Raw genomic sequence first — 20399 nt, forward strand, 5'->3', positions numbered from 1 at the left:
CTCTATAAACTTTCAAGCCAGGCCTCATCTTCTACCTGGATTCCTAATTCTTGTGCTTTGGTTAACTTGCTACCAGCGTCACTACCAGCAACGACCAAATCTGTTTTTTTGGAAACCGATCCAGTCACCTTAGCGCCCAGACTTTCTAATTTTGCCTTGGCTTCTGAACGCGTGAGTCGCTCTAGCTTCCCAGTCAAAACGACTGTCATTCCTGATAGGGCCGCATCAGCAGCGACTTTCTCACCAAGATAGTCCATATTGACGCCAGCTTCTTTAAGCTCTTGCAATAGGCGCTTGGATCCTTCTTGTGCGAAATAACGCTTGAGGCTTTCAGCCACGACCATACCGAGACTGTCAATGCTGGCAATTCGTTCTGGATCAGCTGTAGCCAATTGATCGAGGTCATGGAATTCTTGGAGCAAGATTTGACTAACCTTGCTACCGACATGGCGGATCCCCAAACCAAAGAGTAATTTCTCAGCTGAATTCTCTTTTGAAGCTTGAATGGCTTCATAGAGTTTTTCAGCAGATTTTTCTTTAAAGCCTTCTAAGGTCAATAGATCCTCGACTGTCAGACGATAGATCCCAGCTACATCCTCTACCAACTGAGCGGCGAAGAGTTTCTCTACAACAGCTGGACCCAAGCCTGTGATATTCATAGCATCCCGACTGGCAAAGTGGCTCAATCCTTCCTTAATCTGTGCTGGACAGAGCGGATTGATACAGCGAAGGGCTACCTCATCCTCGAAATGAAGCAACTCACTCTGGCAGCTTGGACAATGAGTTGGAATGGCTAATGCTTGATCAGAGACTCGCTTATCTTTAACAACACGCAAGACCGCAGGAATGATATCACCCGCCTTGTAGACGATGACGGTATCATCCTGATGAATATCTTTTTCAGCAATATAGTCCACATTGTGCAAGGTTGCCCGACTAACGGTAGTTCCTGCTAGCTGGACTGGAGTTAGATTGGCAGTTGGCGTGACAACACCGGTCCGTCCAACCGTCCAATCCACCGATAGGATTTTCGCTTCTTTTTCTTCAGCTGGAAACTTATAGGCGACAGCCCATTTAGGAGCCTTAACGGTAAAGCCTAGTTCTTCTTGAACAGCTAGGTCATTGACCTTGATGACGATCCCATCGATATCGTAGGGAAGATCCTCTCGAAGCTGAGCTACTTTTTGGATAAAGTCCCAAATTTGCTCCATATCCTCAGCCAGCACTCGCTCTTGGTTCACGACAAAGCCTAAGCGGGCTAATTTCTCAAGCACGCCTTCCTGACTGCTTTGATCAGTTGGACTCACTTCTTGATACAAGAAGGTTGCGAGATTTCGCTTGGCCACGATTTTCGTATCCAATTGGCGAAGCGTTCCTGCAGCAGCATTTCGTGGATTAGCAAACTCCGGCTCGCCATTTTCTTGACGGATCTGATTGACCCGATCAAAGGAAGCCCGTGGCATATAGCACTCGCCTCGAACTGTAATGTTCACTGGCTCTGGTAACACTAAAGGAATGTCCTTGACCCGCTTGAGGTTCTCTGTAATATCCTCACCGACAGAACCATCCCCACGTGTCGCCCCCGTTACGAGGACTCCATTTTCATAGGTGAGGGAAATGGACAAGCCATCGATCTTCAGCTCACATACATAGCTGATAGAAGGAAATTCCTTACGGACACGCTGATCAAAGGCTTCTAATTCTTCACGCGAAAAAGCATCCTGCAAACTATAAAGGGGATACTGGTGCTGGTATTTGGTAAAGCCTTTTAAAACCACCCCACCTACACGGTGAGTTGGACTCTCTGGTAAGATCTCATCTGGATGTGCGGTTTCTAGTTCCACCAACTCCCGATATAATTGATCATATTCACTATCTGAAACAGATGGAGCGTCTTTTGTGTAATACTCGTAAGCATATCGATTGAGTAATTCCACTAATTCTTTCATTCTGGTTTTCATGTTCTTATTTTATCATAAAATCTTAATTTAGCCTTGAATTTACTGCATTCTTAGCATGAAAAAAAGGAGCCAAAGCTCCCTTTTCTTATTTTGTAAAATCGATCCGTTTAGAAAGTTGATTGATCACAATCGCTCCAAAAATCAAGGATGCGAATTCACCCAATCCCATAGTCAACCAGTTATAGAAGAATGGTTGGCCTTGAAGGTAGTATAGTTCCAAGGCAATCGTAAACATGGAGATGGAAAAGAAAATCGCAAACAAGAAATGGTCCAAGCGAATAAGACCGTCAAACAAGAACTTGTTTTTGAATCGACCAAATAAAATGAGTCCAAGTCCTAAGAAGACAAAGGTTGAACCTCCACCGACAAAGACATCGATCCATCCAAAACTAAATAAGTTAGCAATCATACAACCAAGCGTCACCGCAATCAAGTACTTCTTATTGTAAAAAGCTAAGAAATTCATCATTTCCGAAACACGGAATTGATAGCCATAGTAGGCCATTGCGTTGAGAGGTGGGGTAATGGTCAATACGATATAAATCGCAGCAACAATGGCAATTTGTGCCATATCACGAGCAGTTAACTGTTTCATTTATTCTCCTTTAGCGGTTTTCCCGCGTGTAATATGCTTGGCGAAAGGATCTTAAGCACCAAGGGTTGAAGGTTTGATTTCTTCAACCTTTCAAGTATAGCATATTTTGAGGTTTTATGGTAGACTGAATTTATGAAAACACTAATTAAAAAATTTTTTGATAATGAAATTTTATCCTATCTCTTTTTTGGAGTTGCCACAACCCTTGTTTCCGTCGGAACCCGCCTCTTCATCTATCATGTGACTAGTGACGAACGATTAGCGACAGCTATTGGAAACATTGCTGGGATCCTCTTTGCCTTTGCGACCAACGATACCATTGTCTTTAAACAAGAAAGAAAGGGCTGGTTTCAGCGCTTGATCCGATTTGCGATTGCGCGCTCTGGGACCTTTATTCTAGATATGGCCTTGACCGAGATTTTTGTCAAGCAATTCCCAGGAATTATCGGGCAATTTGTCCACAATAACAAGAGTCAGATCAATCTAATCGAAACCCTCTTTGCACAAGTGGCCATTGTGGTCCTCAATTACGTCTTTAGTAAACTCTTTGTCTTTAAAAATAAAAACAAGGCTTGAAACGATTGTTTCAAGCCTTATTACTTTAAACTTCTATACTTGCATGTTCTGCACTTAATTGATAGATGGTGCCTTCAACCCCAAAATAATCCTTAGCTAGATCTTTCAATTCCTGCATGGCTGTTTGTGCCCGTTTGGCCTGCTCCTCATTGATGGCTTCAATGACTAAAATAGCGTCCTTGGTATCTTCTGTTAACATAGTTCTTTGTGCCTCACGCCAATTCAAACAACGGCAAACAGCTCCTTCTTGGTCGTAGTAGATAATCTCCCCTTCCAAAGCTGGCGCATCTTCTTCAGCACCTAATGGAAAGAAAGGTTCGCCTCCTTTCGCTTGTCCTAGAGAGAGTCCACCCACCAATTTATCCATATCTTCTCCCCCACAAGGAAGGGCATAAGCCATCGACACGCTATTGTAAAGATCCACCAAAGGATTAATCGGATAGAATTCACGTCCCTGGTGAACCCGTTTTAAGAGTGCCTCGATGGAAGATCGGGCTCCTTTTTTTGTTTTAAACTTGCTAAAAGCTTGGCGCCACTCTTGAACGAACTCACTCTGGGTATAGTTGTCTTCATCAATAAATTCCCATGCTCTCTTGGTACCCTTGTCCAACAATTCTTTGAAATAAGGATCCTTGGCTTCATCTACTGTATTATCAATACCATACAAGGACATCACTGTAATGCTAGCTGTTGGAAATAAATCCCAAAATGCTTGATCGACTATCACTTTCATTGCTTTACCTCACTATAATTTCTTTTTTGACCTTTTTTGACTAGCTCCCAATCCAAGGTGATATTCTCTCGAACTCGGATGAGATACTCCTCTAACTGTGCGACTTCTTCTTTGGAAAATCCTTTTAAGGCAGTTGTCTCAGAGTAAAGATGCTCCCCTAAAATGAAGGGGTAAATCTGCTTACCTTTTTCAGTTAATTCCCATTCCTTGATTTTAAGGTTTTCACCCCTTGGACGCTGTTGAATCAAGCCTCGTTCTTCTAGTTTTTTTACAGACCTTGCAACGGTGGATCGATCTACTTTTAAGAGCTCAGAGAGTTCTTCCTGAATCATTCCAGGTTGCTCGGCAATTCGCACCAAGTAGAGGTATTGACCACGCGCCAGATCCAAATCTCGAAATTCAATATTTGCTATAGAATCCAGTGCTCGCGCAATGATGCCAATCTCACGCAAAATACTCATCTCACTCCTCCTTTCCTATTGACAATAGCATAACATATTTTTGTTGCAAATGCAACAAAATGGATAATAAAAAAAAGAGGCTGGGACAAAAGTCCTAACCTCTCAATTATTTTTGAATTGTCGAGCAAGACGCAGTGGTTGAGTGGGCTCTACTACGCTGATTTCATCAGCTTTTACAGCCCTACTCAACTGTGCGGAGGTGGGACGACGAAATCGAATTCTAACGAATTACCGATTTCTGTCCCACTATCCTTTATTCTATTTTATCTTTTTTTCTCAAGCGTAACCGTCGCTTTAATGTTTGTGAAGCTTCTTTATGCCGAAAAGCTACTTCTTCCGTTTTTAATTTGGAGACAATTTCTCCATTGCGCGTTTGGAACTTGGCTTCTCTAGCAAACTGGATACTGGCGTTTAAAATACAACCAATAATCATGATTTTTGCCACCAAGACGAACCAGAACATGATGACCGCTAGGACGACTGAACCGAAGAAACGAGCATCTAAGAAATGACTCACATAACGATCCACATATTTCCAAAAGATATTCAAGATCGCATACAGGACAGCAACAACAAAGGTCGCCCCTGGCAATACATATCTAAATTTCGGAATTTTGACATTTGGAAGGGTGTAATAGAGCAAGACCAGACTGACAAAAAGCAAGAGATAGATGGTCGGCTCTGTCAAATTCAGTAAGCGCACATAAATCGTCCGATCAAATGAAAAGGTCTGATAGAGATAACGAACGATCATTTTCCCAAACATAGAAAGGATCAGCGAGAGTCCAAACAAGCCCTGCAAGGCAAAACTGATCAGAAAGCTAAAGAGTCGCCCCCAGATAATACCACGCTCCTTTTCCACCCCATAACTCTTGTTATAGGCTTTTTGGAGGTAGGCAATGCTCTGAGAGAAGATCCACAAAGCAGAAATAATCGAGAAACTCAGTAAGCCTGTTGAGGGTTTGGTCAAGACACTCGAAATCATCTGTGCCACTATTCGATATAAGGAGGCTGGCAAAACTTTCTGTAAGCTTAAAAGAATCTGAGTGGGACGAATATGAAAGTAGGGTAAAATATTGGCTGCAATCAGCATCAAAGGGAAAATGGAGATCAGCAAATAATAGGCTACAGCAATGCTAGTGATATCAGACTCTGCACTCTGATAAAACCGCACGAAGCCCTTTATAAATGGCTGTCCCAGTACTTTTTGTAGGACCTTTTTCATTCGTCACCTCCCCATTTTACTAAAAAAGAGCAAAGAGCGAAACCAGACACTTGCCTTCAGCTCCATTCTTCCCTCTCTATTTCTTAGTATGTTCCTTCTTCACCTTGACTAGTCAAGATCACTGGACCATCTTTTGTAATCACAAATTGATGCTCGTATTGACAAGAAAGGCCACCGTCGAGGGTCTTATGGGCCCAACCAGTTTCCATATCTGTATCAATCTCCCAAGTACCGGTATTGATCATTGGCTCAATCGTCAAGACCATGCCTTCACGTAAGCGAAGACCGCGTCCCGCACGACCGTAATGTGGGACCATTGGTTCTTCATGCATAGTAGGCCCGACACCGTGTCCGACCAAATCACGCACCACGCCATAGCCTTTGCTTTCCGCATACTCTTGAATCGCTGCGCCAATATCCCCCAAGCGATTGCCAACGACCGCTTTCTCAATTCCCTTATAGAGACATTCTTTGGTCACGTCCATCAAATCTTTGACTTCTTGCGAAACATTTCCAACCGCATAAGCCCAGCAAGAGTCCGCCAAGCCACCACTATAAGACTCAGTGTATTTCTTCATTTGCGCCACATTATCAAAATCTAATTTCGATACATCCAAAACAGATTTATCCAGTGGTTCTGACAAGACCATGTCTACCTTGAGGAGATCCCCATCTTTGAGAATGACGTGACGTGGAAAAGCATGGGCTACTTCGTCATTCAAACCACAGCAAGTCGCATAAGGATAGTCCATGAGACTACCTTCTACACCGACCTGAAGCGGCAAGACATTGGCTTCTTTACAGCGACGACGGACATATTCTTCAACTTCCCATAGGTCAAGCCCTGGCTTGATCAAGTCACGTAATCCAATATGGATGCTGGCAAGGAAATCACCTGCACGATCCATGGCTTCAATTTCACGTTGTGATTTTAATGTAATCATTGTCTCCTCATTTCTCTTGTTTAATTAATCTTAATGGTAATGGTTGCTTTTGCGACCAGCTGCAAATCTAGATACAAGCTAAAATCAACCAAGGCTGAACGTCTGGTTCGCCGAACAAGTTGTGGTTCAATGCGGATCACATCGTCCACCTGCACAGCTTGTAAAAAATTGATGATCAGCTGTTCGACGATCAAGCTACGCCCACTGTGTTGCATCATCTTGCGAACAACCTTCATCAGCACTTCGATCATGACCCCATTGGCCAAAACACCACTTTTCTCCAACATACTTGGCTCTACTGTGAATTGGTAATAGTCGTTCTCTGTTTGAATCTTTTGACCGATTTGCTCACTAAAGGTTGGCAAGCTCGAAAACTGCACCTTGCTAATCCGATCCATGACATCCCGCCGCGTAATAACACCCAGCAAGGTCTGGTTAGTACGAACCACAGGAATCATCTCATAATCTTCAGCGATCATCCGCTGGCTAATGGTCGCAATGCTGGTGGACAAATTAGTAGTAAAAATAGTCCGCGACATCACCTTATCTAGGGTCGTCTGAGGTGCCTTATCACCAGCATCTCGCATGGTCACGACACCCACTACCATCTGGTGTTGATTGACAACCGGAAAGCGGCTAAAGCGATTCTTTCGAACCAGATCTAAATAATCCCTTACCGTATCTGTTTCAGAAAGATAACCGTACTCATGGAAAGGCCGATAGACCTGCTCCACCGTCAAGATATCTGTCTTGATCTGCATGTTAGACAAAGCCTTATTGATCATAGTAGCGACGGTATAGGTATCGTGTGAAGTTCGGATGACTGGGATTTGTACCTGATTGGCCAGCTCAATCACATCTTCACTCACCTCAAAGCCACCCGTCACTAAGACCGCATTGTCATGCTTAAGAGCCAATCGTTGGATGCTAGTGCGGTCACCCACGATCAAAAGCCCACCTTCAGACACATAGTCTAGGACGTGCTTTTCTGTCATAGCACCGATGTAAAATTTATTAAATTCTTTTTCGAGACCTTCCTCACCTGCTAATATTTCAGAACCGGTGATTTCTAAAATTTCCCGATAAGTCAAGTGCTCTAGTACAGCCTTTTGCGATTTGACACGGATGGTTCCGCTTCTAGGACGCGTTTCGACAATTCCTTGATTTTCAGCTTCTTTAATGGCACGATAGGCCGTCCCATCACTGACATTCAAAAAATTGGAGATACTGCGGACACTGACCCGTTTTCCAATCGGTAATTTTTCGAGATAGTCCAAAATCTCTTGGTGTTTACTCATAGAAGTCCCCTCTACCTAGGCGGAAATCATAATAATCGCGCATTTTACGCGTATAGCGGTCACTCCCTTTGAATTGACGGAAGAGACGAAAGCCAGCCTTTAAAGCGACCTTTTGACTCCCTGCATTTTCAACATGGGTGACAATCTTAAGCTCCTTCAGTTGAAATTTCTCAAACGATAAATTGATCAGTTCTTTGACCGCCTCTGTCATCAGGCCCTTCCCCCAAAAATCTTTGCGTAAAAAGTAGCCTAACTCAGCCTCTCCCTTAATTTCATCCAACTTTTCAAACTTGATGGAGCCGATCATCTGATTAGTTTCCTTATCACAGATCGCCCAAACCCCCAAAGGATTTTTCATGAAATAGTTGGCTAGTACATATTGAGTTTCAGCAAGATCGGCTTGTGCAGGAAAGATAAATTGTAGGTTATCAGGATTCGAAGCAATCTTATAAAAATCTTCCGCATCCTCAAAGAGAAAAGGTCGTAAATACAACCTTTGTGTTTCAATTAGTGAATAGGCAGCTAAGTTCGTCCAAATATTCATTTCAAACTCCATTGTTCGTGTATCCAGCCGCCACTATCAGATCCCAAGTTCTGTCACTATTCCTCTACCAACTGGATGTCTGCTCCAAGTTGGGTCAATTTATGAATAATATCTGAATACCCGCGAAGGATGTATTCCACATTTGTAATTTCTGTTGTTCCAGAAGCCATGAGACCGGCGATCACTAAAGCCGCACCAGCTCGAAGATCCGTCGCTTTCACACTGGATCCTGTCAATTGATTTGGCCCTTCATAAATAATGTGGTCGTTCAAGGTCGAAATGGTGGCCCCCATTTTAGCCAATTCTGGTACATGGTTGACCCGTTTTTCATAAATCGTATCAACAATGCGCCCACGTCCTGCAGCCGTTAAGAGCAAAGGTGTGATCGGTTGTTGCAAATCAGTCGCAAAACCAGGATAAGGAGAGGTTTTGATCTGGATGGCCTTCAAGCCCGTCTGCTTTTCTACAAAGATACTATCTTCAGAAATGGTCATGCGCACACCCATTTCCTCTAACTTAGCAATATAGCTCTCTAAATGCTCGTACAATACATTATTGATCTGGATACCTTCTCCAATAGCAGCTGCAAGGGCAATATAGGTTCCTGCTTCGATGCGATCTGGAATCACCTGATGTCTCGTTCCATGCAATTGTGGAACACCATCAATGATTATGATATCCGTACCTGCTCCCCGAATATGGGCTCCCATGTTGTTGAGCAAGGTCACCACATCGATAATTTCAGGTTCCCGCGCAGCATTTTCGATCACTGTCCGACCTTCAGCCTTGACCGCTGCCAAAATCGTATTGATCGTTGCACCGACACTAACAGTATCCATGTAGATGTTTGCTCCTTGAAGAGGCTTGCCATCAGTCGCAAGTTTCATACTAGAGCCATCCATGGTCATAGCGGCTCCCATCGCTTCAAAGGCCTTCAAATGCAAATCGATCGGACGTGGGCCAAGATCACACCCACCAGGTAGTCCAACCGTTGCTTGACCATAGCGTCCTAGTAAGCTGCCATAGAAATAATAGGAAGCTCGTAAACTGTTGATCTTTCCAAATGGCATGGGCATATTCTTCACCCCACGTGGATCAATGACCAAACTGTCTTCTTTGCGCTCGATCTTAGCCCCCATGATGGTCATGATTTCAATCAGACTCGCCACGTCGGAGATATCCGGTACCCCATCAAGGGTCACGATATCATCCGCCAGAATGGTCGCCGGAATCAGGGCTACTACACTATTTTTTGCACCACTAATGGTCACCTCTCCTTTTAGAGGGCGACCACCATTTATTACAATTTTTTTCATCTTAATAATTTATTAGCTCTTTCAAGTCTTTTTCCTTTTACTATCGTTTTTTGTAACGGAAATAAAAGGGACAACGTATTCAAAATACTGCATCTATTATACCACAGATCGACCTATTTTTCCATCTGTAGGAATTTTCAAAACGAAAAAAAGCTAGGATCAACTTGACCCTAACTTTTCCATTTCAACTAATTATTTTACAGCTTCTTTCAAGGCTTCTACCTTGTCCAAACGTTCCCATGGAAGGTCAATATCTGTCCGTCCCATATGGCCATAAGCCGCTGTTTGACGATAGATTGGACGTTTCAAATCCAGCATTTGAATAATCCCTGCAGGACGAAGATCAAAGAGCTCACGTGCTGCTTTTTCAAGCTTACTTTCAGCGACTGTTCCCGTACCAAAGGTATCGATCCGAACAGAGACAGGTTGAGCTACCCCAATGGCATAAGCCAATTGCACTTCTGCTTTCTTAGCAAGACCTGCCGCTACGATATTTTTGGCAATGTAGCGAGCTGCATAAGAAGCGGAACGGTCCACCTTCGTCGCATCCTTACCAGAGAAGGCACCACCACCGTGACGTGAATAACCACCATAAGTATCTACGATGATCTTACGACCTGTCAAACCTGAGTCCCCTTGAGGCCCACCAATAACAAAGCGACCCGTTGGGTTGATGAAGAATTTGGTCTCAGCATCTAGATAAGAAGCTGGAATCACCTCTTTGATGACCTTGTTAATTACATCTTCGTGGATTTGTTCATTGCTGACATCTGGATCGTGTTGAGTTGAAATAACCACTGTATCCACGCGCACTGGGCGGTCGTTTTCATCGTACTCAACAGTAACTTGTGACTTGGCATCTGGACGAAGATAGCTAATTTCCCCAGACTTACGAAGCTCTGCCAAACGACGAACCAACTTGTGGCTGAGTGAAATTGGCAATGGCATGAGTTCTTCTGTTTCATCCACCGCAAAACCAAACATGAGACCTTGGTCTCCTGCTCCAATCAAGTCAAGTGGATCTTGATCTTCATTTCCACGTACTTCTAAGGCTTCATTAACCCCTTGGGCAATATCAGGAGATTGTTCCACCAAAGATGGGTGTACTCCTACCGTCTCAGCAGAGAATCCATATTCCGTATTAGTATACCCAATCTCTGCAATGGTATCACGAACCACACGGTTAATATCCACATAAGCAGTCGTTGAAATCTCACCAAAGACATGCACGGAACCAGTATAAACAGCTGTTTCGGCAGCCACGTGAGCTTCTGGATCTTGCTCTAAAATAGCATCTAAAATAGCATCTGAAATTTGGTCTGCAATCTTATCTGGATGCCCCTCAGATACTGATTCAGACGTGAAAAGTTTACGTTCTGACATAAAAATGTCCCCCCTTAAAAAATATTGTTATAGAGTTACAAAGTACTGATAGAAGATTTCTACCACCTTATCGGGACCATATAACACTTCATTATAACACATTACATATGATATGGAAAATGATTTTTCAAAAAGCCCATTAAATCAGCTTTTTCGGTCTATGCCCTACCCAGTTAAACTGATTTAAACAGTCCTCAAAGTTCCTAAAAAGTTCACAAAAAATACCCCGTAGGATATCTATCAATTGACGAGTTCAGCAGGCAAGATCTAGCACCCTCTCACGGTGCTTTTTTTATCTTCAAAAATGGTAGGCGTCCGCGTACCAATGGGTACTCGAAAACCTACCACCTACTTAAATGATAACAGTTCTTTAAAAATTTTCAACCCTATCTACTTTAATCCGTCTCCATTTTCAATAATATAGTTCCAATAAATACCAAAACTCCCAGAATAAATGATAAAATATTTGGACCCATCCAATAAGGATCTGGCGTACCTATAATGGAAATAACAAATAAGATAGCTGCCGCATTTAGGAATCCTTTACTTCCTTTTCTCATACCTATGAAAAGTAATATAGTCGCAATCATAAAACAAATATAATGGATGGCACCAATATATAAGATCAGTAGATACATGGGGTTTCCTAAAAATAAAGGAAAAATCATAATACCAAGGTGGCAGACTGCTATTATAAGGGCACTCCATAACCAAGACGAATGAAGAATGATCCTCTTTGGCGAATTTTCTTTATCATTGTTTGATTGTATATCAGCATTCAACTGATCGTTTACATCTATGTCTCCTTCTACTTGAAAGTCCGCCATCTCTGGTTTAGTGTCAATAGATGATAGATCTTGTACTTTCACCTTGGACTCCCAGCTAGCTGCAACTTTCTCAAGTAAACTAAAAACACGACAAGCAATATAAATCGATAAGAGAAGATAAAAGAGACCGTAAAAGCTTATACGAGAGATGAAAGAGTATACTGCACCTATCACAACAAGAGAAGATAAAATGAGCAAGAGAGAAAATACTTTCTGAAGTTTCTCACTTGTACTTGTGATCATAACATTAATCAGAAGTAGAAACATTAACTCCATTAAAATGTATCGAAGTGTAAAAGCGTAAATATCACTCGTTCTATCCATACCAATCAAAATAAATAGTGGAGAAATATTTGTAGAGGCAACAAATAATACTAAATAAGCTATCGATGATTTCCAACCATCTTTACTTTTCCAATTGTTTAAAAGCTCCCTCATTTCTACATTCTTTATAAGCAAGCAAATCCATATTAAACAAATGATATTTAGCACAAAGGAAATGTTCATCAGATTTGTTGGGGAGAAAGGTGGTAAAAAAAACATCAGTAGTTGGGTAATTGAGAGGAGAAGAGCAGCTATCAATCCTTCAACATTTAAACGCTGCTTCATGATTCTCCAAATTACCCAGCAAATAATCATTCCATTCCATATAGAAAAAATACTAGAGACGGTGAACAGTGGTGTATTTCTATTTAAATTTTGGGAACTATAGTTCACTACTATACTACTACCATAAGAAACAAGATAAAGAATTGCTTCAAGAATTAGCAGTATACCATACCATTTTTTTCTAGACATAGATTCTCCTCCACTTTCTAAGAAAAGTATTTAACGATTCATTTATTTAAATTATAACACAATTTGTAACCGTTTTCTTAGTGCGTTATCAGTACTAAATAAATAAAAAAGATGGGATTGAACACCCTACCCCCTATCATCAGTCTTCATTTTTAAACAATACAGTTCCAATAAAAACCAGTATAGCTATCACAAGAGGAGGAAAGAAAAAGCTAGACCAATCTGGAGTACGAGCTGTAATCATTGAGACAAAATAAATACCTACAGACGTGTAAAGAGTTGTTACATTGCCCATCTTTTTCCCATTCCACAAGAGAATGGTTGCAATGATGAAACAAATGAGATGAAACCCAAGGAAAAACAAGAGGGCAGGTGCCCATCCTGCTAATACGGCTACTTCGAGGAGAAATAATCTTCAGTATATAATCGTGAAAGCAAGTGCAATAGATAGCGTTAACTAACTTCCAACTCTCTTTTCTGAACCAATCTCACCAACAGGCGAAAGAGCTTCCTCCGGAATCTTTGCCTCATTTTCTTTATTTACTTCAAGATTTCTCTGTTGATCTGCCATAACTTTCTCCTAACCTTTTTAGTTATTCTTTCAAATAATAGCGCTTAAAAATAGAGTGGAAGAACTGATTTAACTATCTCTTTGATCGACCCGAATACTTTTTATTGAGTAGAGTTGAGACCATACCCATTTTTTAATTAAGAGCTTTTCTCTTCTTCAACTAAGAGTGTTCCAATTAAAACCAGAATACCTAGCAGTAACGGAGCGATTCGAAAAATTTCCCAATCTAGTTCAAAACCCAAGATGATAGACAGCAGATAGAGTCCAACACTCGTATAGAGGAGGCTTTTATTCCCCTTCTTCATCCCTAGTCCAAGTAAAATGGTTCCAATAGCAACACCTAAGAAGTTTGGTGTTAGAAAAATCAACAACATGAAAAATCCCAAAATATTAAAGAAAAAGACAAACAATACAAGATAGATAATGGATAGGTAAAAGGTTACTGAAAGAAGAATAGAATGTAAGCTATTTTCTTTTGGAGGATTCTGAACAAATATAGAATTGGGATGATCTTCACTGATCTTACTATGTTCTTTATTTTCCTCAAGATGTTTCTCTTGGTTTGTCATCATTTTCTCCTACCTTTCTTATATTTTTATGTTTTTCCTTTAACACCATTATACTTGATTCCATTATTCTTTTCATGATAGCCATCTATTCAATGCTATCTCTTAAACATTAATTTGGACAGGTTTCCAATTAGATTGCTAACATATCATGAAATGGACTAAAAGCCTTCCCTAAATAAAATCAGCCTCTGCAATAGCTCTTTTCACTTCTTCAATTGGTAAATTGACCAGTTCTACTTCTTTTTCGCGGTAGAGGTATTCGGCATATTCATCGATGCGGTATTGATGGATATAAACGACCCGCTTGCAACCGACTTGGAGCAACTGCTTGGTACAATTGAGACAAGGAAAATGTGTCACATAAGCTGTAAAGCCTTTTGGAATTCCACGTTCAGCTCCTTGCAAAATCGCATTGACTTCCGCATGAATCGTCCGGACACAGTGTCCCTCGACCATGAGGCATCCATCCTCTAGACAATGATCTGTCCCAGAAACGGATCCATTATACCCGGTTGCAATGACCTTATTATCCTTTACCAGTACAGCCCCAACCTTAGCTCGATTACATGTCGCACGATTCGAAATCAGTAAGGCCTGTGCTGCAAAATATTCATCCCATGCTAGTCGATTGTGTGTCACCTTTGTATCCTCCATCTCTCCTCATATCGGTTACGATTATTTTCATTATAGCATGAAATCAGCAAGAAAAAAAGACTGAGGAAAACTCCTCAGCCTTGTAAACATTATTTACCAAGTTTTGCTTTAGCTGCATCTGCAAGAGCTGTGAAAGCTGCTGCATCGTTAACAGCCAAGTCAGCAAGCATTTTACGGTTAACTTCGATCTCAGCCAATTTCAAACCATGCATCAATTGTGAGTATGAAAGTCCGTTCAAACGAGCTGCCGCATTGATACGTGTGATCCACAATTTACGGAAGTCACGTTTCTTTTGACGACGGTCACGGTATGCATAGTAGTAAGAGTTCATTACTTGTTCTTTTGCAGTACGGAACAAGATATGTTTAGCTCCATAGTAACCTTTAGCTAATTTAAGAATACGTTTACGACGTTTGCGTGATACAACGCCACCTTTAACACGTGCCATTTATATTTCCTCCAATATTTCCTAGAATTCTTTACTTACGAATACGCAATTATTTCAAGCGAGTAAGCATTGCTTTGATACGTTTGAAATCTCCTGCATGCACCATAGATGCTTTACGAAGATGACGACGTTGTTTCTTAGTTTTTCCGTGGAAACGGTGAGAAGTGTAAGCACGGAAACGTTTAAGTCCACCAGAACCTGTACGTTTGAAACGTTTAGCTGATGCGCGGTGTGTTTTTTGTTTTGGCATGATATTTTCTCCTTTTTTTAACTTTCTGACAGATTATTTCTTGTCAGTTGCTGGCGCCAATTGCATGAACATTTGACGTCCATCCATCTTAGCTCGTTGTTCGATGATCGCCACATCTTGTGTCGCTTCAGCGAAGTCGGCTAAAACTTTAGCACCAATCTCTTTGTGGGTAATCATACGACCCTTAAAGCGAATGGATACCTTCACTTTATTTCCTTTTTCAAGGAATTTGCGAGCATTGCGAAGTTTTGTATCGAAATCACCCTTATCAATCACTGGGCTCAAACGAACTTCTTTCACGGTCACAACGCTTTGTTTTTTGCGTTGTTCTTTTTGCTTCTTCTGGTACTCAAATTTGAACTTACCGTAGTCCATAATTTTCGCAACAGGAGGTTTAGCTTGAGGTTGAATGAGAACCAAGTCAACATTAGCGTCGTCCGCAAGTGCTTGCGCTTCGCTAAGTGGTTTGATACCCAATTGCTCACCTTCAAGACCGATTAAGCGAACTTCACGTACACGAATTTCATCATTGATGAATAAGTCTTGCTTTGCTATGGTTTTCACCTCTTTTTTATTATTCGAGAAAAACAAAGAACGGACCTGTGCAAAACAGGCCCGAACTACATGATGTATTTCATTACTGAAACTTGATCCGTAGGGGCCAGGCAACTTGCGTCACAAGGCGAGAAGTTCTCACTTCTGCTTTTCTCAACTTTTATATGATATCAAGTTTTTTATTCTTTGTCAAGAAGTTTTTTTGCTTTTTCTTCAATAAAGGCAACAACATCTGCAATTCCAACACCCGTTGTGTCAAAATGAATGGCATCAGCTGCAGGTTTCAAAGGAGAAACGGCACGGTGGCTGTCCTTATAGTCCCGCTCAGCGATTTCTTTTTTCAACAATTCAAGATCCGCTGTGATGCCCTTTTCAACATTCTCCTTATAACGACGTTCTGCCCGCTCCTCAACCGAAGCAACCAAAAAGATCTTCAACTCTGCATGTGGAAGGACGACCGTCCCAATATCGCGTCCATCCATAACGATGCCCCCCTCTGCTGCAATTTCTTGCTGTAGAGCGACAAGTTTTTCACGGACTGGCGCAAGCGCTGCAACCCATGAAACATTGTTGGTCACTTGGTTATCGCGAATTGGGTGGGTAATATCCACGTCTGCTACAAAGACAAGCTGCTCTCCTTCTTCCGATCGACCGAAACTAATTGGATACTGATCTAAAAGGGCTAAGAGGTCATCAACCTGTTCAGCTGTCAGATTGTTTTGCAAAGCTAGATAAGTCGCCGCACGGTACATAGCTCCTGTGTCTAGATACGTATAGTCTAGATCCTTGGCAATGATCTTTGCAACTGTGGATTTTCCACTAGAAGCCGGTCCATCAATGGCAATTTGAATTTGTTTCATGCTGTCTTCAACTCCTACTGAATCTTAACGACATCACCAGGATTGGCATACCATGATCCTGTAGACATGTGAGATGGATTTAACTGTTCCAATTGGGCAATGGAAATACCAGCACGCGCAGCGATCGCTGCTTCCCCTTCACCTGCTTGAACAGTGATTGTACCTTCTTCAGAGTTCTCATCTTTTGAACTATCGTCTTTAGCCACTTGGTCAGTTTGTGCTGCAGGGGCTGATGATTTCTGTTCAACCTTAGTCTCTCCATTGTAGAAACCAGACATTTGTTTTGATTTGTTGCTGCCGCCTGTTGAAAGGAAAATCAACAAGCAGACCATCGCCACTACTACTACAAAGAAAATAATGGCTAAAATCGTCAATAGACGATCTGCCTTGATTCCGTTTAACTTACTCGTTCTTTTCAATGTTTCTTCTCCATCATCGTAAATATCTTCTTCCCATGGTTCTTTTGCCATGACTTCCTCCTTGTTTTTTCTCGTAAAAATCATTACAATAGAAGTATGAAAGTTACGTTAATTCCAGATCGTTGCATCGCTTGCGGTCTCTGTCAGACCTATTCTGAATTATTTGATTACCATGACAATGGCATCGTTAAATTTGCTGCTGAAGAGGACGACCTCCTTGAAAAAGAAGTCCCTGTCACAAACGATGTTCTCGAGGCTATTAAAGAATGCCCCACTCATGCTCTCTTAAAAGATTAAGAGGGCTTTTTATTTGTTTGCATAATACATCTCGTAGTAATCCACATGAATGAAATTGTCCGTCAGGATTACTTCTCCCTTAAAATAAGGATTTAAGGCAAGTGCATTGATAAAGTATTTTTTCGGCCATTTGCGCATACAGAATGTCCGACTGCGCGAACCATCATTAAATATGAGCTTGATCGATTTCTTATTTACTTCGACCTTTTCGATCGTGTCAATCTTTACCTTGATTGGAGTAAAAGGATTAGCTGTAATAATCCGCAAGATCCCATCCTCATAGATCGTGAAGTAACGATGGACCCCAATCGCGAGCAAGACCATAAATAAAAAGAACGAAAACAAAACTAGCGTTGGCACACTAGAGCTCTCATACATCAAGGCCAGTCCAATAAAGACCGGAATCACTGCAATGGACCAATAAGTCACAAGAATAGATAAGTCCGGTTGCCAATGATAATGGACCTTTCCAAATATCTTAATCATGAGCGTACCCCCATCTAATAGTTTAGCATAAAAAACAAAAAAAAGGGAGCCAGACAGCCAAAATCACAAAGATTTTTAACTGCTTGCTCTCCTTTTAATTGGATTTATTAGTTGGAACTTTAAAGAAGTCTTTAGAAAGGTAATCTTTCCCACTAATCAAGTCGTATTCAACCATTTTCAAATCCTCTGCAATTTCTTGCGCTTCTCCTTCTAAGGCCTTTTTATCGACACTTGCTTTTTTCAGCACTTCTGTCAACAAAGCATAGTAAGGTGAAACTTTTGAATTGGTCTGTTCAAAGACCATAGCAGAGAAATCACTTGAATTAACCAAAGGATAGTTCAATTTCGGTGCATCAAAATTACTCCAAATGAAGTAGTCTGTCTGATACTGACTCTCCGGATTATTCTTAAAGGCGGACTCAGGATAAAGACCTGGCAAATGATCCCCATAAAATACCACTGTAATCTTCTTATCGATTTTAGAAAGACTTTCCAGGAAGGATTGGGTGGCGGTGTCGGTAAAGGTTAAAAGACGTGAATAATTCGTTAGCTTGGTATTTTCATCATCTGAAAAACCTCTGCCTGTTGCTGTTAAGTCTGAAGGTTCTCCTGCTATAAATGGGGAGTGATTTTGAATTGTAATGACAGAAAAGAACTGATTCTTTTTAGCATCCATCTCTTTTAATACTGCCTTATACGTAGATTCATCACTTATATGTACTTCTTGATAACCTAAATCATAATTCTTTTTATCATCAATACTTATAAATTTATTGAATTTCAATCTATTGTAAATTACATTTCTAGAATAATTAATTGGAGATTCGAAATGAATAACTTCTTTATTATTAAATGAATCACTAACTGAAATTAGTTTTTTCATTTTAGGAGCAACCTCTGAGTACAATACAGAAACTGTAGGATTAATATTATAAAAAGGTAACCCCGTCAATGTTTGGAACTCCATATTTGCAGTTCCACCACCATAACCATCCGATTGCATTAATCCACTTGTAACTTTTGCCTTAATTTCTTGAATTTTTGGTATAGGATTTCTAGATAAACTTACCCCTTCAATTCTTGATGGGTCAGCAAAACTCTCACTTAAAACATAAACAATCGTTTGATTATCAATTAACTCATTTCTATTTTTATTGATTTCTAAAGCTACTTGATCATATTTCTTCTCAATTTCTTTGATTTTTTCTTTACTATATCCCTTCGGTTCTATAATTGGATCTGTTGTTATTTGATTCAACCATACATATGACAACGATCGATATCTAGCGTTTATGGAATTTCCTAACCATTTTGTATCTTGGAAATTATTTAACAAGGTAATAATCGGAACGTCATCAATAATTTTTCCATTATCTTTTCTTTTAAAAATAGAATAAACATTAATGGACAATAAGAGCATAAGTCCTAATAAAACAAATCTTAAGATCGTTGCACGAATAATTCTACCTGGATAAATATATCTCCGTCCTATTATATAGATAAACGTAAAAATGACTAAGGAAATACTCACAGTCATTAAAATCGAAGCATCTACAAAACTAAATAAAACAGAAGGTTGAAATACCCAGACCAAATCACTTGGCAAAATTGGTTCCGCACGCATACTAAATTTTATAGCATTAGCAACAATAAACAGAACCCCACCAAATAAAATCAATATTGTCGTAAATAAATATCTATTAAAGATAATATATAGAAAAATAAACAGATAAGATAAACACAATATCTGAAATATTACACCTCCAGGAAATATTGAGTATCCAACCAAAGGTTCCCCATGGCCTAGACCCAATTGAATTCCTGTATTAAATAATATTGCAAGACTAATACTTGTAAATGCAGCTAGCGAAAAACTAGACCTATTTTTTACTACATCAACTTGTCCTTTTACAAAAAGCAAGCCAACTAAAGTCAGGAAAAAACTTAAGAGTAGCAAATGAAATTCTAAAATCCAAAATTGGCTCAAGGAGTACTTTCCTGCTCCTAATTTCTCAAAATTTCCAGATACATACCATGATGTACGATACAAAAAAGAAAGAATTTTAGAATCAGTAAAAATGAACGAACAAACTACGCTAGAATGCAAGACATATTCGAACATTTTCCCAATAGGTTCTAATTTTTTTCTATTCGCTTTATTATCATATGATTTTTTGATCTGACCCAAAACATAAGAAATCACTAACAATGACAAAATAAATACTAGAGAATTAAATTGCCAAAAATTGTTTTTTTCAAAATGATCAATCTTATAACTAGGATTATTAATATTAAGCGAAACATCAATCGAGTATGATAGTATTAAATAGATTACGTATGAAACTAAAATTTTAAGGAAAAAAATCCATTTTAAAGCGTATTGTGAAATTAGTAAAACTAGAATTAAGAAGGCAATTCCAAACCAAATCCCAAACTGATTAACTAAGAATAATACAGATCCTGTTGATTTGATCTCTTTAGAAATCAAATTTTGTGTTAAGAAAGTATTGCCTATAAAAAATAAAAGAAAGAGAGCTATACAGTACTTTTGTGTTCTTGTTATTTTATTATAAATTTTAAAAAGAAAATCTCTTAAATCTAATTTCCTCTTTCTCTTCATTTTTTATC

Annotated in this window: 22 protein-coding genes, 1 riboswitch and 1 other annotated feature; of the genes, 2 read left to right on the top strand and 20 right to left on the bottom strand. The window is 40.1% G+C overall.

Annotated elements, in window-relative coordinates:
- Positions 1–2 precede the first annotated feature (2 nt).
- Both ligA and AC6IZR_RS06745 read right to left on the bottom strand, forming a co-directional pair.
- Entirely contained in the window at positions 3–1961 is a 1959-nt protein-coding gene (ligA, locus tag AC6IZR_RS06740) for an NAD-dependent DNA ligase LigA (RefSeq protein ID WP_201037143.1), read from the bottom strand.
- 85 nt (positions 1962–2046) lie between these two features.
- Positions 2047–2556: a QueT transporter family protein gene (locus tag AC6IZR_RS06745; protein WP_003006740.1), complete on the bottom strand. Its 510-nt coding sequence runs from the start codon at positions 2554–2556 to the stop codon at positions 2047–2049.
- A riboswitch (PreQ1 riboswitch) is annotated at positions 2554–2660 on the bottom strand. It overlaps the preceding gene by 3 nt.
- Before the next feature lie 28 nt (positions 2661–2688).
- Between AC6IZR_RS06745 and AC6IZR_RS06750 the strand changes: the two genes are divergently transcribed.
- Positions 2689–3132 carry a GtrA family protein gene (locus AC6IZR_RS06750; RefSeq protein WP_223325701.1) on the top strand — a complete coding sequence of 148 codons (444 nt, stop codon included), beginning with the start codon at positions 2689–2691 and terminating at the stop codon, positions 3130–3132.
- A gap of 25 nt (positions 3133–3157) precedes the next feature.
- Here the strand turns inward: AC6IZR_RS06750 and AC6IZR_RS06755 are convergent, their stop codons facing one another.
- The 16 genes from AC6IZR_RS06755 to AC6IZR_RS06830 form a co-directional block, all read right to left on the bottom strand.
- A complete protein-coding gene (locus AC6IZR_RS06755) occupies positions 3158–3865 on the bottom strand; it encodes a B3/B4 domain-containing protein (RefSeq protein ID WP_497848321.1) in 708 nt (235 codons plus the stop codon).
- Entirely contained in the window at positions 3862–4326 is a 465-nt protein-coding gene (locus AC6IZR_RS06760) for a MarR family winged helix-turn-helix transcriptional regulator (protein ID WP_497848322.1), read from the bottom strand. The genes AC6IZR_RS06755 and AC6IZR_RS06760 overlap by 4 nt, the downstream gene beginning before the upstream one ends.
- A 253-nt stretch (positions 4327–4579) precedes the next feature.
- The gene (locus AC6IZR_RS06765) at positions 4580–5551 is read right to left on the bottom strand and encodes a YihY/virulence factor BrkB family protein (RefSeq protein WP_497848323.1); all 972 of its coding nucleotides are present in this window, start codon (positions 5549–5551) and stop codon (positions 4580–4582) included.
- An 83-nt stretch (positions 5552–5634) separates the two neighbouring features.
- Complete coding sequence (locus AC6IZR_RS06770; RefSeq protein ID WP_049490935.1) at positions 5635–6495, bottom strand: methionyl aminopeptidase; 861 nt, start codon at positions 6493–6495, stop codon at positions 5635–5637.
- Between the two features lie 20 nt (positions 6496–6515).
- Positions 6516–7793, bottom strand: coding sequence for a CBS-HotDog domain-containing transcription factor SpxR (gene spxR / locus AC6IZR_RS06775; RefSeq protein ID WP_497848324.1), 1278 nt, complete (start codon positions 7791–7793; stop codon positions 6516–6518).
- The gene (locus tag AC6IZR_RS06780; protein WP_497848325.1) at positions 7786–8337 is read right to left on the bottom strand and encodes a GNAT family N-acetyltransferase; all 552 of its coding nucleotides are present in this window, start codon (positions 8335–8337) and stop codon (positions 7786–7788) included. Before AC6IZR_RS06780 ends, spxR begins: the two co-directional genes overlap by 8 nt.
- A 56-nt stretch (positions 8338–8393) precedes the next feature.
- The gene (gene murA, locus AC6IZR_RS06785; RefSeq protein WP_201037148.1) at positions 8394–9653 is read right to left on the bottom strand and encodes a UDP-N-acetylglucosamine 1-carboxyvinyltransferase; all 1260 of its coding nucleotides are present in this window, start codon (positions 9651–9653) and stop codon (positions 8394–8396) included.
- Positions 9654–9845: 192 nt separating this feature from the next.
- Positions 9846–11036: a methionine adenosyltransferase gene (gene metK, locus AC6IZR_RS06790; RefSeq protein ID WP_497848326.1), complete on the bottom strand. Its 1191-nt coding sequence runs from the start codon at positions 11034–11036 to the stop codon at positions 9846–9848.
- A gap of 395 nt (positions 11037–11431) precedes the next feature.
- Positions 11432–12661, bottom strand: coding sequence for an ABC transporter permease (locus tag AC6IZR_RS06795; protein ID WP_497848327.1), 1230 nt, complete (start codon positions 12659–12661; stop codon positions 11432–11434).
- 708 nt (positions 12662–13369) lie between these two features.
- Entirely contained in the window at positions 13370–13804 is a 435-nt protein-coding gene (locus AC6IZR_RS06800) for a hypothetical protein (RefSeq protein WP_497848328.1), read from the bottom strand.
- A 168-nt stretch (positions 13805–13972) separates the two neighbouring features.
- A complete protein-coding gene (locus tag AC6IZR_RS06805) occupies positions 13973–14440 on the bottom strand; it encodes a deoxycytidylate deaminase (protein WP_049490930.1) in 468 nt (155 codons plus the stop codon).
- A 104-nt stretch (positions 14441–14544) separates the two neighbouring features.
- Positions 14545–14904, bottom strand: a complete 360-nt coding sequence (gene rplT, locus AC6IZR_RS06810; protein ID WP_000124830.1) for a 50S ribosomal protein L20 — start codon at positions 14902–14904, stop codon at positions 14545–14547.
- A gap of 49 nt (positions 14905–14953) precedes the next feature.
- Positions 14954–15154 (bottom strand): 50S ribosomal protein L35, encoded by a 201-nt coding sequence (gene rpmI / locus AC6IZR_RS06815; protein WP_003003453.1) that lies wholly within the window; start codon positions 15152–15154, stop codon positions 14954–14956.
- Between the two features lie 33 nt (positions 15155–15187).
- Positions 15188–15718 carry a translation initiation factor IF-3 gene (gene infC / locus AC6IZR_RS06820; RefSeq protein ID WP_003003721.1) on the bottom strand — a complete coding sequence of 177 codons (531 nt, stop codon included), beginning with the start codon at positions 15716–15718 and terminating at the stop codon, positions 15188–15190.
- Between the two features lie 16 nt (positions 15719–15734).
- Positions 15735–15865, bottom strand: a sequence feature (ribosomal protein L20 leader region).
- Between the two features lie 23 nt (positions 15866–15888).
- Positions 15889–16569 (bottom strand): (d)CMP kinase, encoded by a 681-nt coding sequence (cmk, locus tag AC6IZR_RS06825; protein WP_031574170.1) that lies wholly within the window; start codon positions 16567–16569, stop codon positions 15889–15891.
- Positions 16570–16583: 14 nt separating this feature from the next.
- A complete protein-coding gene (locus tag AC6IZR_RS06830) occupies positions 16584–17039 on the bottom strand; it encodes an SAG1386/EF1546 family surface-associated protein (RefSeq protein WP_497848329.1) in 456 nt (151 codons plus the stop codon).
- Between the two features lie 45 nt (positions 17040–17084).
- On the opposite strand from AC6IZR_RS06830, the gene AC6IZR_RS06835 reads away from it, so the two are divergent.
- Complete coding sequence (locus AC6IZR_RS06835) at positions 17085–17285, top strand: ferredoxin (protein ID WP_003006690.1); 201 nt, start codon at positions 17085–17087, stop codon at positions 17283–17285.
- Positions 17286–17294: 9 nt separating this feature from the next.
- Here AC6IZR_RS06835 and AC6IZR_RS06840 read toward each other — a convergent pair whose 3' ends face one another.
- Complete coding sequence (locus AC6IZR_RS06840) at positions 17295–17771, bottom strand: EbsA family protein (RefSeq protein ID WP_049471993.1); 477 nt, start codon at positions 17769–17771, stop codon at positions 17295–17297.
- Positions 17772–17865: 94 nt separating this feature from the next.
- Positions 17866–20391 carry an LTA synthase family protein gene (locus tag AC6IZR_RS06845; RefSeq protein ID WP_497848330.1) on the bottom strand — a complete coding sequence of 842 codons (2526 nt, stop codon included), beginning with the start codon at positions 20389–20391 and terminating at the stop codon, positions 17866–17868.
- Positions 20392–20399: the final 8 nt, after the last annotated feature.

It is taken from the genome of Streptococcus mobilis (assembly GCF_059727625.1).